The sequence below is a fragment of the Deinococcus grandis genome (assembly GCF_001485435.1).
GTDB classification, from domain to species: domain Bacteria; phylum Deinococcota; class Deinococci; order Deinococcales; family Deinococcaceae; genus Deinococcus; species Deinococcus grandis.
On sequence record NZ_BCMS01000001.1, the window covers coordinates 66235 to 80133 of the forward strand.

Genomic DNA, 13899 nt, shown 5'->3' on the forward strand with positions numbered 1-13899 from the left:
CCCTGTGCACAACCCAGCAGTTATCCACAGGGTCGGTGTGGAAAAAGCCCGTCCCTGTGGATAAAAATCTGACGAATCCCTGAATGTCCGGGTGGTGATCGGTCAGGGTTGCAGCAGATCCTCACGCAGACGCTCGACGCGCAGCATGTTCGTCGTGCCCCGCACCCCGAACGGCACGCCGGCCGTGATCACGTACCGGTCGCCCACGTCCGCCAGACCGCTGCGGCGCAGCTCCTCGTTCGCGATGCGGACCATGTCGTCCGTGTTGCGCGGATCCTCGCTCAGGACCGGCACGACGCCCCAGGACAGCGCCAGCTGGTTGCGGGTCTGCTCGTTGGGCGTCAGCGCCAGGATCGCCAGCGGGGGGCGGTTCTTCGCGATGCGGCCCGCGGCGCCGCCGGTGCTCGTGAAGGTCACGATCGCCGGGGAGTCCAGCTTCTCGCCGATGCCGCACGCCGCCGACGCGATGGCGTCCTGCGCCAGTTCCGTGTCGATCACCAGGGACCGCTGGAGCATCTTGTAGTGCTCGCTGCCCTCGGCCTCGCGGGCGATGCGGGCCATCATGGCGACCGACTCGACCGGGTACATCCCGGCAGCCGACTCGGCCGACAGCATCACGGCGTCGGTGCCGTCGTAGATGGCGTTCGCCACGTCGGAGGCCTCGGCGCGGGTGGGGCGCGGCAGGCTGATCATGCTCTCGAGCATCTGCGTGGCCGTGATCACGGGTTTGCCCGCCTCGCGGCACATGCGGATGATGCGCTTCTGGATGGTCGGCACCTGCTCGGGGCGCATCTCGACGCCCAGGTCACCGCGCGCCACCATGATGCCGTCCACTTCCTTCAGGATGTCCTCGAAGCGGTCCACGGCCTGCGGCTTCTCGATCTTCGCCATCAGCTTGGCGCGGCTGCCGAAGCGGGACATGTAGTGGCGGGCCAGCAGCAGATCGTCGCGGGACCGCACGAAGCTCAGCGCCACCCAGTCCACGCCCAGTTCCGCGCCGAACTCCATGTCCTGCACGTCCTTCTCGGACAGCGCGGGGACGCTCAGGTCGGCCTCGGGCACGTTGATGCCCTTGTTGTTCTTCAGGACGCCGCCGATCACGACGGTGGTCAGCACGTCGTTGCCGCGCACGCCCTCGACGCGCAGGGCCATGTTGCCGTCGTCGAGCAGCAGGGCCATGCCGGGATGCACGTCGCGCACGAGGTCCTTGTAGGTGGTGCCCACGCGAGTCTCGTCGCCCTCGACGTCGTCCATGGTGATCGTGAACTTGTCGCCGGGGGCGAGGGTCACGCTGCCGTCCTTGAAGCGCGCCACGCGGATCTTCGGACCCTGCAGGTCCTGCAGGATGCCGATGGTGACACCCTTCTGGGCGGCGAGTTCGCGGACCATCTGCACGGTCTGGCGGTGGTCCTCGGGGTCGCCGTGGCTGAAGTTCATGCGCACGACGTTCAGGCCGGCGTCGATCATGCGGCTCAGCACCTCGGGGGAGCGGCTGGCCGGGCCGACGGTGGCCACGATCTTGGTGGAACGGTCAATCTGTTTCATCTGGAATCCTTTCCAAGCGCGGGAAGAGCGGCGGGCGGTCAGGGTCTCCCCCGCCGCCCGCCCGCCGGGGTCAGCGCAGCGCCTTGCGGCCGGGGAACACCGCGCGGTCACCGAGGCTGTCTTCGATGCGCAGCAGCTGGTTGTACTTCGCGATGCGGTCCGAACGGCTGGCCGAACCGGTCTTGATCTGCCCGGCGTTCGTGGCGACCGCCAGGTCCGCGATGAAGCTGTCCTCGGACTCGCCGCTGCGGTGGCTGATGATCGTGCCGTAGTGGTGCCGCTTGGCCAGTTCGATGGCGTCCATGGACTCGGTCAGGCTGCCGATCTGGTTCACCTTCACGAGGATCGCGTTGCCGACCTTCGTGTCGATGCCGCGCTGCAGACGCTCGGGGTTCGTCACGAACAGGTCGTCGCCGACCAGCTGCACGCGGTCGCCGATCTTGGCGGTCAGCTGCGCCCAGCCGTCCCAGTCGTCCTCGGCCAGGCCGTCCTCGATGCTCACGATGGGGTAACGGCTGGCCCAGTCGGCCCAGAAGTCCACCATCTCGCCCGTGCTGAGGACGCGGCCCTCGGATTCGAGGTGGTACTTCCCGTCCTTGAACAGCTCGGTCACGGCCGGGTCCAGCGCGATGGCGATGTCCTTGCCGGGCTCGTAGCCGGCCTTCTCGATGGCCTCGAGCAGCACGTCCAGCGCTTCCTCGTTGCTCTTGAGGTCCGGGGCGAAGCCGCCCTCGTCGCCGACGTTGGTGTTGTAGCCCTTCTTCGACAGGACCTTCTTGAGGCTGTGGAAGGTCTCGGCGCCGTAGCGCAGCGCCTCGCGGAAGCTGGGCGCGCCGACGGGCATGACCATGAATTCCTGGAAGTCCACGCTGTTGTCGGCGTGCGCGCCGCCGTTGATGACGTTCATCATCGGGACCGGGAGGGTCTTGGCGTTGCTGCCGCCCAGGTAGCGGTACAGCGGGATGTTCAGTTCGGCGGCGGCGGCGCGGGCCGCGGCGAGGCTGACGGCCAGGATGGCGTTGCCGCCCAGGTTGCCCTTGTTGGGGGTGCCGTCGGTCGCCATCAGCGCGGCGTCGATGGCGGCCTGCTCGCTGGCGTCCAGGCCGACCACGGCCGGGCCGAGGGCCTCGTTGACGTTCTTGACGGCCTGCTGCACGCCCTTGCCGAGGTAGCGGCTGCCGCCGTCGCGGAGTTCCAGGGCCTCGTGGGTGCCGGTGCTGGCGCCCGAGGGCACGATCGCGCGGCCCTGCAGGCCACTGTCGAGGTGAACTTCGGCTTCCACGGTGGGGTTCCCGCGCGAGTCCAGCACTTCACGGGCAATCACTTTCTGAATCTTCATCCCTGTTTCCTCCCGGATCACGGCCCTGTCGCCCGCAGGCGAGTAGGTGTACTTCAGACACTATAAGCGGGTGCTCCCGCAGAAAGATGCACCCGGTTCAACTTCCGGTGCAGACAGGTGAGGCGCCGCGCCCCACCTGCCCACCGCCTCAGACGCGCAGGGTCACCATCACGGCCATGTACCCGCCGCCGCCCGCCGCGCGGAAGATCGCCGGACTGGTCGAGCCCGAGAACAGCAGTTCCGCGTCCCCGTCGATCGGGCCCAGGGCGTCCAGCACGTGCCGGGCGTTGAAGGCGAGGCTCATGGCGGGCTCGCTGCCGCCCTGCACCACGTCCAGGGTGTCCTGCGCGCGGCCGTAGTCGCCCTCGGCCGCCAGCCGCAGCTTGCCCTCCGAGACCAGGAACTCCACGCGGTTGTTCGCGTTCTTGTCGGCCAGCACCGCCACGCGGTTCACGGCCTCCTTCAGCGCCGTGGCGGGCAGCGTGACCTGCAGGCGGATCTCCTTGGGAATCACGCGCTCGTAGTCCGGGAAGTCCCCGTCGAGCAGTTTGAGGTTCATGTGCACGCGGTCGGTCGTGACGCTCAGCTGCCCGTCGCCGTACGTGAAGCGGGCCTCGCCGTCCTTGAGCACGCGGATCAGTTCGTCCACGCTGCGCGCCGGGATGATCAGGTTGCGGCCATCCCCGCTGGCCGGGAAGTCCCGGATCGCCACGCGGTACCCGTCGGAGGCGACGACGCGCGCGCCCTCGGGCCGGTGCTCGAGCTTGATGCCGCGGAACACCGCCTGGAAGGCCTCGTTGCTGGCGGCGTAGCGGACGCTGGACAGCGCGCGGGCCAGTTCGGTCGCGTCGAGGCTCACGTCGGCCTGCGCGGGGAAGCTCAGCGGGGGGTAGGCGTCGATGTCGCCGGTCTGGAGTTTGAAGTCCGAGCCGCCGGCCCGCACCGAGAGTTCCGAGCCGCTGAGTTCCAGTTCGACCAGTTCGCCGCCCAGGTTGCGCACGATCTGCGCGAACAGGTGGGCGGGCACCACGAAGTTGCGGGGGTCCTTGACCTCGGCTGGGACGAAGCACGACAGGTCGATTTCGAGGTTGGTGCCGGAGAGGGTCAGGCCAGCCTCGCTGGCCTCGACCTTCAGGGCGGTCAGCAGGGGGTTGCTGCTGCGGCTGGGGATGACGCGTTCCAGAAGGCCCAGGCCTTCGCTGAGGATTTTCTTGGTGACGTGTACGTTCATGCGTGCCTCTCTGTCTGGTCCCTATCTTTTATCTGTCTTTATTCTAAAAAAAGATAGTAGTAGTAGTAATAGGTCCTGTGGAAACTGTGGATAAGTGCCTTCGGCCTGCGCTGAGCGCGCATCTGCGCTGTGGACAAAATTGTGGATAACTGGCACTTTCCTGTGGATAACCTGTGGATAACTTCGGGACTTATCCACAGCCTCTCAGGGGGCCGGGTTATCCACAGACTTTTCCACAGGGAAACCCCCGGTTATCCACAGCTTTTCCACAGGGTTTTCCACAGCTCGTGAAATGCCGCACAGGTGTTTGGAACGGAAAATGGAACTTATTCTGAACGGGTAAGAACGGAAGAGGGAAATTACGCATCGGAATCCTCGTCGTCCTGACCCTTCATCCGGCGGCGCAACAGATCCACCGCCGCCGTCAGTTCACTGTCCTTGCCCATCTGCTCCGAGACCTTGCTGATCGCGTGCATGACCGTCGAGTGATCCCGCCCGAAGAACTGCCCGATCTCCGGCAGGGAATGATCGGTCAGCTCGCGGATCAGGTACTGCGCCACCTGCCGCGCCTGCACCACCTCACGCACGCGCCCGGAACCGCGGATCACGTCGGGCGGCATGTTGAACTGCGCGGCCACCTGCCGCAGCACGTCCATCATCTCCACCTTCACTTCCTGCGGCGCGAACACGTTGCTCAGCGCCTTGGCCGCCACCGCCCGGCTGAAGGGCACGTTGTTCAGACTGGAGAACGCCACCACCCGCATCAGCGCGCCCTCGAGCTCGCGGATGTTGCTCGTCACCTGCCGCGCGATGAGTTCCAGCACCTCCTGCGGGATGTCGATGCGGTTGTGCTCCGCGTTCATCTTCAGGATCGCCACGCGCGTCTCGTACTCCGGCGACTGGATGTCCGTGATCAGGCCCCACTCGAAGCGGCTGCGCAGGCGGCCCTCCAGCGTCTGGATGTCCTTCGGCGGTCGGTCGGAACTCAGGATGATCTGCTTGTGGTTCTCGTACAGCGCGTTGAAGGTGTGGAAGAACTCCTCCTGCGTGCGCTCCTTGCCCGCCAGGAACTGGATATCGTCCACCAGCAGCAGATCCACGGAGCGGTAGCGGTTGCGGAACTGCGTCATCTTGTCGTCGCGGATCGCGTTGATCAGGTCGTTCGTGAACGACTCGGTCGACACGTACTCCACCCGCTTCCCGGGAAACCGCTCGAGCATGTAGTGCCCGACCGCGTGCATCAGGTGGGTTTTCCCCAGGCCCACGTCCCCGTAGATGAACAGCGGGTTGTACGCCTTGCCGGGCGACTCCGCGACCGCCAGCGCCGCCGCGTGCGCGAGGTTGTTGTTCGGACCCACCACGAAGTTCTCGAAGGTGTACTTCGGGTTCAGCACCTTGCGGTTCTCCGTGAAGGTGGGCGCCGGGGCGCGCGGCGCGGGCACGCTGGGCGGCGGGGGCGGATCGCTGGGCAGCAGCAGCGCGTCCTGCGCGGCGGGCAGCACCTGGAAACTCACCTGCGGGTCCTGCGCGCCCAGGCTGCGCAGCGCGTCCTCGAGCAGTTTCAGGTAGTTCTTGCGGAACCACTCCTGCGCGAAGGAGTTGCGCACGCCCAGCACCAGCGAGCCGTCCTGCACGCCCAGGTTCTTCACCGGCGCGAACCAGGTGTGGTACTCGACCTCTGTAATGTTCTTGCGGACGTACCCCAGCACGTCCGACCAGATTTCCTGCGAGATAAGGCGCACCTCCCTTAAGGCACTCTTGAGCGGGAGCCAGCATACCACCGCCCGCCCCTCTCTCCCGGCCTCTCTTCGGCGCGGCAGAGAGGTGACGAGAGAGAAGCCCCTTCTCTCTCAGGGCTCAGCGGCGCGCGGCGGCCAGCACTTCAGCCTCGCGCTGCGGGGTCAGGGCGTAGCTCAGCCCGGCATGCTCACTCCAGGCCCGCGTGTCGCGCGCCGTGACCTCCGGCGGGGTCAGGGTCAGCCCGGCCAGCACCGCCCGCTCCGCACTGACGTTCATCAGGCCCGCCTGCTCCCCGGTCTCCGGGATGAACAGCGGCAGCTCCCGGAAGCCCAGGCCCAGGTCCCGCAGCGCCGCCGCGTCCACCCACACCGGCGCCCGGACGCCCAGCAGCCGCGCGAACTGCCCCCAGCTCAGGCGCGGCCCCGCCACGTTGAAGATGCCACCCACCCCGCCTTCCACGACCCGCACCGTGAAGCGCGCCAGGTCCCGCGCGTCGATCACCTGCACGTGATCCTGCCCGTCACCGGGCAGCAGGGTCTCCCCTCCCCCGCTCGCCCGGTCGACCCAGTACGGGTAGCGCGCCGTGTGATCGAAGGGCCCCGCCACGATCTGCGGCCGCAGGATGGTCGCCCGCGCCCCGAACGCCGTCTGCACCACGTGCTCGCACGCGACCTTCAGCGGGCCGTACGTCTCGCCCGTCACGTCGGTCGTCCCGGCCGGGGCGGGCGGCAGCAGCGGGTCGTCCTCGCGCACCGGGTGCCGGTCCGGCTCGGCGTACACGCTGACCGTGCTGATCAGCACGTACCCCCCCACCCGCTCCCGCAGGGCGTCCACGCTGGCCTGCACCGCCTGCGGCAGGTACCCACTGACGTCCACGCAGGCGTCCCAGGACCGGCCCGCGAGGGCGTCCAGGCCCCCCGCCTCGCCCCGGTCGCCGCGCAGGCGCTCGACCGTTTCTGGCAGCTCGTCGGGCGTGCGGCCGCGCGTCAGGATGCTCACGCGGTGCCCCGAGGCCAGGAACGCCAGGACGATGTGCCGACCCACGAACTGCGTGCCGCCCAGAACCAGGATGTCCATGCGCCTATCCTGTCACCCATGAAGGTGAGGTTCACGCCGGGACGCGTCCGCGTCCGCATCGACGACCTGGAACTGGCCGCCCTGCACCGCGGCGAGCCGCTGCACGCCCGGGTGGGCTGGCCCGGCGGCGGCTGGACCCTGACCCTCGACCCCCACGGGCACGATGTGGCGGGCGACGGGGGGACGCTCGCGGTGGGCCTCGCCCCACTGCTGGCGCAGCTGAGCGACCCCGCGCAGGAGGGCGTGACGATCAGCGGCGAACCGCGCGTCACGGTGGAAAAGGACTTCGGCCCGCAACACGCCTAGCAGCCCTCAGCGGCGCACCCAGCGCCCCCCGACCTCCTCGGCGAGGCCCAGCAGGTTCAGCATCACCAGCGCCGTCTGCACGTCCGGGAGTGGCAGGCCCGTGGCGGTCACGAGGTCGTCCAGCGTGACCGGCCCGGTCAGGGCGGCCAGCACCCGCGCCTGCTCGGGCGGCAGGTCCGGCAGTGGGGCGTCCGGGACGCTGCCCCAGCCCAGTTCGGTCAGGAGGTCGGCGGCCCCCTCGGTGAGCACGGCCCCGTCGCGGAGCAGGGCGTGCGGTCCGGCGGCGCGCGGGTCCCCGGCGCGGCCCGGCACGGCGAACACCGTCCGGCCGCATTCCAGGGCGTGCGTGGCGGTGATCAGCGACCCGGACTTGCGTTCGCCCTCCACGACGACCGTTCCGGCGCTCAGCGCGGCGATCAGGCGGTTGCGGGTCGGGAAGTGATGCTGCGCGGGGCCGGTGTCCAGCGGGTACTCGCTGACCAGCGTGAGCCGCGCGGCCAGCCGGGCGTTCTCGCTGGGGTACACGCGGTTCACGGCGCTGCCCAGCACCCCTATGCTGACCCCGCCCGCCTCGACCGCCGCCCCGTGCGCGGCGGTGTCGATGCCGCGCGCCAGTCCGCTCACGACGATCACCCCGGCGCGGGCGAGGTCGGCCGCGAGCATCCGCGTGAACGCCTGCGCGTGCGGGCTGGCCGCGCGGGTGCCCACGATCCCGATGGCGCGCGGCACGGTCGGCAGGTCCGGCAGCGGGCCACGCACCCACAGGGCGGGCGGCGGGTCGCCCAGCGCGTCCAGCGCCGCCGGGTAGCCGGGCAGGCCGCGCAGCAGCAGCGTCACGTCCTCCTGCGCCACCCGGGCGAGTTCCTGATCGGCGCGGGTCAGGGCTGCCGGAGTCCCGACGGCCTGCGCGCCGCGGGCGTCCAGGCCCGGCACCTCGCGCAGCTCCCGCAGCGGCGCCTGCCACGCGCTGGCCGCCGAACCGAAGTGCGCCCGGAGGGCCTCGATGCGGCGCGGGCCGAGCTGCGCACAGAAGCGCAGGGCCAGCAGGGCGCGCCGCTCGTCGGGCGGGACGGGGGCCGGCGGGTCGAACAGCGGACTGGTCACCCGGTCAGCATAGGAGCCGCGTGGGGGCGCGCGCAGCTCAGGTGCCCATGCCCCCGACCGGGGTGAGCGGCGGCTCGTCCAGCACGTCCGCGTCGTCCAGGTCGTCGCCATCGTCCCCCAGGGCCGCGCCGGGCAGCGTCAGGGTGAACAGCGCCCCACCGTCCGGGTGGTTCGTGCCGCTCAGGTCCCCGCCGTGCATCCGCGCGATCTGCCGCGCCACGCTCAGGCCCAGGCCACTGCTGCCCGCACCGCTCACGAACGGCTCGAAGATCTGCTCGCCCAGTTCCGGCGGCAGGCCCGGCCCGGAGTCCCGCACGCGGAAGCACAGCTGCTCCGGTGTCTCGCGCAGGTCCAGCGTGACCGTGCCGTCGGCGCCCGCGTGCCGCCGCCCGTTCGCCAGGAGGTTGCGCAGCGCCTGCGTCAGCCGGTCCGGGTCGCACAGGATCCCGGTGGCCCAGTCGCCGGTGAAGGTCGTGCCCGGCACAAGGCGGTCCAGCCGGTCCCGCAGCGTGAGGGCCGGGATGTAATGCCATGCCAGCTTCAGTTCCAGCTGCCCACGCGCGAGCTGCATCAGGTCCTGCGTGGTGAAGGTCAGTTCGTCCGCGACCAGCGCCGCGCGGGCCACCTCCGGGTCGCCCAGGCGGGCCTCGGCGCGGCTCAGGCTGGCCTTCAGGACGGTCAGCGGCGCGCCCAGCTCATGCACGATCTGGCCCAGCAGCTGCTTCTCGCGCGCCTGCTGCGCCTCGATGCGGCCCAGCAGGCTGTTGATCGCCACGAGCAGCCGCTGCACCTCGTCCTCGCGGGCCGGGAGGGGCAGCGGCGCGAGGCTCACCGCCGGGTCCAGCCGGTCCGCCAGATTCGCGGCGTTCTCCAGGCCCGCCAGGGCGCGGCGGCCCACCCACCAGCCGGTCAGCAGCAGGATCAGCGGCGCGGTCACCAGCGCCAGCAGCAGCGCACTCAGGGCACTCTGGCGCGCGGCGATCAGGTCGTCCTCGGGCAGGCCCACCCACAGCGTGCCGAAATCCCCCGCCTTGCGTTTCACGGCGCGTACCGTGGTGCCCTGCACCGGCACACGCGACAGTGTCCCGAACGGGTACGGGGAGTTCTGGAATTCCCGCAGGGCCGGACTGGCCGCGATGATCTGGCCGTCCGGGTCCACCACGAGCGTGTACGCACTGGGACCCGTCGCGGATTTCCCGAAGCCGCCGCCCAGGTTCGTGAAGGCCTCGGCCAGCGTGTCGGCGCGGTCGTTCAGGCGGTCCACGAACTGCTGCTCCATGCGCGACAGCAGCAGCGACACGACGCCCAGCGTGATCAGCATCAGCAGCGCGGCGCTCAGGGCGCTGTACGTCAGCGCCAGCCGGAAGCGCAGGCTGTGCCGCCACGCCACCCGCGCCGAGTACAGGCCAGCGCCGGGCGTGAGCAGCGCGGCCCGCCGCGCCCCGGCCGGGGTCGTGACGGGCCGCGCCCCCTGGGTCATCAGGCCTGCAGCACGTACCCGACGTTGCGGATCGTGCGGATGCGCAGGTCACTGCCGGCCTGCTCCAGCTTCTTGCGCAGCTGCGAGATCCGGACCTCGACGCTGTTGCTGTTCGGGGTTTCCCAGCCGTACAGGTGCGACTCGATATCCGCGCGCGAGAACACCCGCTCGGGCGTGCGCATCATGAGTTCCAGGATACGGGCCTCGTGCTCGGTGAGGTTGATGTTCTTGTCGTTCACGGTCAGCAGCAGGCTGCTGGTGGACAGGCTGGTGTTGCCCAGGTTCACGCCCGTCCCGGCGGCCGTGCGGCGCAGCAGCGCCGAGATGCGCGCGTCGAGTTCCGGCATCGCGAACGGTTTGGTCAGGTAGTCGTCCGCCCCGGCGTTCAGGCCTGCCACGCGCTCCTGCACGCCGCTGCGCGCCGAGAGGACGAGCACGGGCGTCGAGGAGTACTGCCGCAGCGCCTGCACCAGATCCAGGCCGTCCCCGTCCGGGAGGTTCAGGTCGAGCAGGATGAGCTGCGCGGTGTGGGTGCCCAGCCACGCCTGCGCGTCGCGCAGGGTCGCGGCGTGATGCACCTGATAATCGGCGGACAGGTACTCCTTGAGCAGGGGACCGAGGTGGGGATCGTCTTCGACAACGAGGATCTGAGCCAGCATGCTTCTCCTTGAAGGGCGACCACTGGGAGTGGCCGCGGTTGACGTGATCCTACCGCCGCGCCCGCGTGGGCACCTTGATAAAATCTGCGCGATATCTGAGGCCCACGTACAGCTTCCGTCAGGGGCCGGTCAGCGGTTCTGCCCCGGGGGGGTCGCCCTGCGCAGGCCCGGCAGGCTCAGGGCCGCCGAGGCGACCTGCACGGTCGCCGTGACCCTGTACGCGCCGAGGAACTTCGTGATGGACTGCGCCGCGCCGCGGTCCTCGGCCAGGATGTTCAGCTGCCCGTTCACGAGACTGCCCGCGTAGCGGCTCTTCAGGCCGGGGAAGGCGTTACGGGCGCGTTCCTCGTCACTCTGGGCGAACAGGACCACCACCGGGCCGCTGTAGTCCCCGGCCAGCCGCACCGTGACCTTGCCGCCGCTGCTCTCGCCGTCCCCCAGTTTGGTGGACAGGTCGCGGTCCCACACGATCAGTTGCAGGGCCGCCGCAGGGGTGGACAGGGTCAGGAGGGTCAGCAGGGCAGTCAGGAAGCGGCGCATGGGATCAGGGGAACTCCGGGGTCAGGGTCGGGGGTGGGGGGCAGGGCGGACATTCAGGGTACACGGAACCCGTGATTGCCCAGCGTAACAACGGCACCTGACGCCGGCCTGAAGGCTCACCCAGGTCACGCCCAGCGTAGGGGGCACGCTCTTGCGTCTTCCTGACGGCTGCCTGGCGGCGCACCCCGGCACGCAACCCCCCGGCACAGCAAAGAGGAGCGGCCCGGCTGGGCGCTCCCCTCTGCATACCGGTGCGGGGTTCAGCTGTGCGTCATGTCGAGCGGCACGACCCACTGCGCGAACTCGTCCTCGGTGACGTAGCCCAGGGCGAGCGCGGCCTCCTTGAGGCTGCTGCCCTCCTTGTGGGCCTTCTTGGCGATCGCGGCGGCCTTGTCGTAGCCGATGTGCTTGTTCAGTGCCGTGACCTGCATCAGGTTGATGCTGAGGTTGTGCTCGATCTTCTCGTAGGCGGGCTCGATGCCGACCGCGCAGTTGTCGTTGAACGCGAGGCAGGCGTCGCTGATCAGACGGATGCTCTCCAGCACGGCATGCACCATCACGGGCTTGAACACGTTGAGCTGGAAGTTGCCCTGACTGCCCGCGAAGGCCACGGTGGCATCGTTGCCGAACACGCGCGTGGCGACCATCGTCATCGCCTCGGACTGGGTGGGGTTCACCTTGCCGGGCATGATGGAGCTGCCGGGCTCGTTCTCGGGAATGACGATCTCGCCGATGCCATTGCGGGGCCCGCTGGCGAGCCAGCGCACGTCGTTCGCCATCTTCATCAGCGCGCCCGCCAGGGTCCGCAGGGCCGCGCTGGTCTGCACCAGGGCGTCGTGCGCACTCAGGGCCGCGAACTTGTTCTCCGCGCTGCGGAACGCGAAGCCGGTCTCCTCGGCGTACTTCTTCGCGGCCAGATCACCGAACTGCGGGTGCGCGTTCAGGCCGGTGCCCACCGCCGTGCCACCGATCGCCAGCTCCAGCAGGCCCTCACCCGCGTGCCGCACCTGCTCAAGCGCGTAATCCAGCTGCGCGACCCAGCCGCCGATCTCCTGACCCAGCGTGATCGGCGTGGCGTCCTGCAGGTGCGTGCGCCCCACCTTCACCAGCCCCGCGTGCTCCTGCGCCTTGGCGTGCAGGGTGTCGCGCAGCTTGCCGACGCTGCCGTACAGACGCTCGTTCAGTTCCAGCACCACCGCGATGTGCATCGCCGTCGGGAAGGTGTCGTTGCTGCTCTGGCCACGGTTCACGTGATCGTTCGGGTGCACCGGCTTCTTGCTGCCCAGCTCGCCGCCCGCGATCTCGATGGCGCGGTTGCTGATGACCTCGTTCGCGTTCATGTTGCTCTGCGTGCCCGACCCGGTCTGGAACACCACCAGCGGGAAGTGCTCGTCGAGCGTCCCGGCGATCACCTCGTCCGCCGCCTGCACGATCAGGTCCGCCACGTCACGCGGCAGTTCACCCAGGTCCGCGTTCGCCTGCGCCGCGCCCTTCTTCAGGATCCCCAGCGCGCGGATCACGGGGCGGCCCCACACGAACGTGTCGCGCCCGATCGGGAAGTTATGGATGCTGCGCTCGGTCTGCGCGCCCCAGTAACGGCTGGCATCCACGTCCAGGGTGCCCATCGTGTCCGACTCTTTGCGGTAGGTCGTCATACAGCGGCAAGTCTAAACGCCGCCGGGTGTCACACGTCCGGGAACGCCGGGAGCGCCGCTGTCCGCTCCACCCGCCCCCGCCACCCGTCCCGGCCCGCGTGCTTCGCAGCGTACAGGTACTCGTCCGCGCGGGCCACCAGCGTCGGCAGCGTATCCCCGGGGCGCGCCAGCGTCAGCCCCGCGCTGATCGTCACCACCCCCACCCCCGCCACCGACTGCGTGCGGAACGCGGCGCACACCGCCTCCGCCCGCGCCGCCGCGCCCGGCCCGTCCAGACCCGGCAGGGTCATCAGGAACTCCTCGCCGCCCCAGCGCCCCACCCGGCCCCCCGGCGGCAACTGCGCCTCCAGCACCCGCGCCGCCCACGCCAGCACCTCGTCCCCCACCTGATGCCCGAACTCGTCGTTCACCCGCTTGAAGTAATCCAGGTCCAGCAGCATCGCCGCGCCGCCCGACCCGATCAGCGCCTCCACCGCCGGGTACATGCCCCGCCGGTTCGGCAGGTTCGTGAGCAGATCCGTGTGCGCCAGCTGCTCCATGACCCGCACCTCGCTGCGCTGCGACTCGAACTGCCCCCGGTACCACGACAGCGCATGCACGAACAGCAGCACGATCCCCACCGTCAGCTGCAGCCGCGGCAGATCCGGCGACACCGCCCCGTCCCGCAACGCCACCCCCACCCACGGCACCCCAGCACTGAACACGAACAGCGCCGCGCTGTACCCGGCCGCCACCCGGTTCGGGAAGATCAGGTACCCCAGCATGACGTTCACCACCACCGACCAGTACAGCAGGTCCGTGCCGCCCGCCGGTTCCGTCCGCTGCACCTCCTCCAGCAGCGCCTGCGCGAACACCTGCACGTTCACCGTGAAGAACATCAGCCGCTCCGGCACGTCCAGCGGCCCGCCCCGCAGCAGCCACCCCAGGCTGACCAGCGCCGGAATCATCGTGACCGGCAGCACCACCTGCACGTACAGGTTCACGCCCCCCGCGCGGTACGCCAGGAGATTCAGGAACAGCACCACTACCATTCCCAGCGCGATCGCCAGGAGGTACAGCGTCCGCCGCAGATCCTCCGGGGCCCGCCACGTGGACGGCCCGCCAGCGCGGCGCGAGGACGGCGACATGAACCAGCCTACCGCGCCGCCCCCACCCCGGCGCACCCCCAGTCCGGGGCGCCGCTCACCTGAGGCAACAGCTGACCGGCAGGCCAGCTACCCTGA

12 protein-coding genes are annotated in these 13899 nt (G+C 69.7%); 1 reads left to right on the forward strand and 11 read right to left on the reverse strand.

All coding sequences use genetic code 11. The features are described from left to right. Positions 1–102: 102 nt before the first annotated feature. The 5 genes from pyk to DEIGR_RS00385 all read right to left on the reverse strand — a co-directional run bounded on the left by pyk (position 103) and on the right by DEIGR_RS00385 (position 6932). Positions 103–1545, reverse strand: coding sequence for a pyruvate kinase (gene pyk / locus DEIGR_RS00365; RefSeq protein WP_058974307.1), 1443 nt, complete (start codon positions 1543–1545; stop codon positions 103–105). A gap of 70 nt (positions 1546–1615) precedes the next feature. Further along, positions 1616–2884, reverse strand: coding sequence for a phosphopyruvate hydratase (gene eno, locus DEIGR_RS00370; protein ID WP_046845082.1), 1269 nt, complete (start codon positions 2882–2884; stop codon positions 1616–1618). Between the two features lie 148 nt (positions 2885–3032). Further along, positions 3033–4115 (reverse strand): DNA polymerase III subunit beta, encoded by a 1083-nt coding sequence (dnaN, locus tag DEIGR_RS00375; RefSeq protein WP_046843743.1) that lies wholly within the window; start codon positions 4113–4115, stop codon positions 3033–3035. Between the two features lie 359 nt (positions 4116–4474). Beyond that, positions 4475–5848: a chromosomal replication initiator protein DnaA gene (gene dnaA, locus DEIGR_RS00380; protein ID WP_058978451.1), complete on the reverse strand. Its 1374-nt coding sequence runs from the start codon at positions 5846–5848 to the stop codon at positions 4475–4477. A 124-nt stretch (positions 5849–5972) separates the two neighbouring features. Continuing rightward, positions 5973–6932, reverse strand: a complete 960-nt coding sequence (locus DEIGR_RS00385) for an NAD-dependent epimerase/dehydratase family protein (protein ID WP_058974309.1) — start codon at positions 6930–6932, stop codon at positions 5973–5975. Positions 6933–6950: 18 nt separating this feature from the next. On the opposite strand from DEIGR_RS00385, the gene DEIGR_RS00390 reads away from it, so the two are divergent. Beyond that, entirely contained in the window at positions 6951–7238 is a 288-nt protein-coding gene (locus DEIGR_RS00390; RefSeq protein WP_058974311.1) for a hypothetical protein, read from the forward strand. A gap of 6 nt (positions 7239–7244) precedes the next feature. On the opposite strand, the gene dprA is transcribed toward DEIGR_RS00390, so the two are convergent. The 6 genes from dprA to DEIGR_RS00420 form a co-directional block, all read right to left on the reverse strand. Beyond that, complete coding sequence (gene dprA, locus DEIGR_RS00395) at positions 7245–8342, reverse strand: DNA-processing protein DprA (protein ID WP_236704611.1); 1098 nt, start codon at positions 8340–8342, stop codon at positions 7245–7247. A gap of 37 nt (positions 8343–8379) precedes the next feature. Then, positions 8380–9822 carry a sensor histidine kinase gene (locus DEIGR_RS00400; protein ID WP_058974312.1) on the reverse strand — a complete coding sequence of 481 codons (1443 nt, stop codon included), beginning with the start codon at positions 9820–9822 and terminating at the stop codon, positions 8380–8382. Continuing rightward, entirely contained in the window at positions 9822–10481 is a 660-nt protein-coding gene (locus DEIGR_RS00405) for a response regulator transcription factor (RefSeq protein ID WP_046843739.1), read from the reverse strand. Before DEIGR_RS00405 ends, DEIGR_RS00400 begins: the two co-directional genes overlap by 1 nt. Positions 10482–10610: 129 nt before the next feature. Next, entirely contained in the window at positions 10611–11021 is a 411-nt protein-coding gene (locus DEIGR_RS00410; RefSeq protein WP_058974313.1) for a hypothetical protein, read from the reverse strand. A gap of 260 nt (positions 11022–11281) precedes the next feature. Continuing rightward, positions 11282–12676: a class II fumarate hydratase gene (gene fumC / locus DEIGR_RS00415; RefSeq protein WP_058974315.1), complete on the reverse strand. Its 1395-nt coding sequence runs from the start codon at positions 12674–12676 to the stop codon at positions 11282–11284. A gap of 29 nt (positions 12677–12705) precedes the next feature. Continuing rightward, positions 12706–13803: a GGDEF domain-containing protein gene (locus DEIGR_RS00420; protein WP_058974317.1), complete on the reverse strand. Its 1098-nt coding sequence runs from the start codon at positions 13801–13803 to the stop codon at positions 12706–12708. Between the last annotated feature and the right edge of the window lie 96 nt (positions 13804–13899).

Bases quoted from the DNA above. Each gene is read 5' to 3' on its own strand.
- DEIGR_RS00405 (WP_046843739.1), bottom strand. From the start codon at position 10,481: ATGCTGGCTCAGATCCTCGTTGTCGAAGACGATCCCCACCTCGGTCCC.
- DEIGR_RS00390 (WP_058974311.1), top strand. From the start codon at position 6,951: ATGAAGGTGAGGTTCACGCCGGGACGCGTCCGCGTCCGCATCGACGAC.
- DEIGR_RS00410 (WP_058974313.1), bottom strand. From the start codon at position 11,021: ATGCGCCGCTTCCTGACTGCCCTGCTGACCCTCCTGACCCTGTCCACC.
- dnaN (WP_046843743.1), bottom strand. From the start codon at position 4,115: ATGAACGTACACGTCACCAAGAAAATCCTCAGCGAAGGCCTGGGCCTT.
- pyk (WP_058974307.1), bottom strand. From the start codon at position 1,545: ATGAAACAGATTGACCGTTCCACCAAGATCGTGGCCACCGTCGGCCCG.
- DEIGR_RS00400 (WP_058974312.1), bottom strand. From the start codon at position 9,822: ATGACCCAGGGGGCGCGGCCCGTCACGACCCCGGCCGGGGCGCGGCGG.
- DEIGR_RS00385 (WP_058974309.1), bottom strand. From the start codon at position 6,932: ATGGACATCCTGGTTCTGGGCGGCACGCAGTTCGTGGGTCGGCACATC.
- eno (WP_046845082.1), bottom strand. From the start codon at position 2,884: ATGAAGATTCAGAAAGTGATTGCCCGTGAAGTGCTGGACTCGCGCGGG.
- DEIGR_RS00420 (WP_058974317.1), bottom strand. From the start codon at position 13,803: ATGTCGCCGTCCTCGCGCCGCGCTGGCGGGCCGTCCACGTGGCGGGCC.
- fumC (WP_058974315.1), bottom strand. From the start codon at position 12,676: ATGACGACCTACCGCAAAGAGTCGGACACGATGGGCACCCTGGACGTG.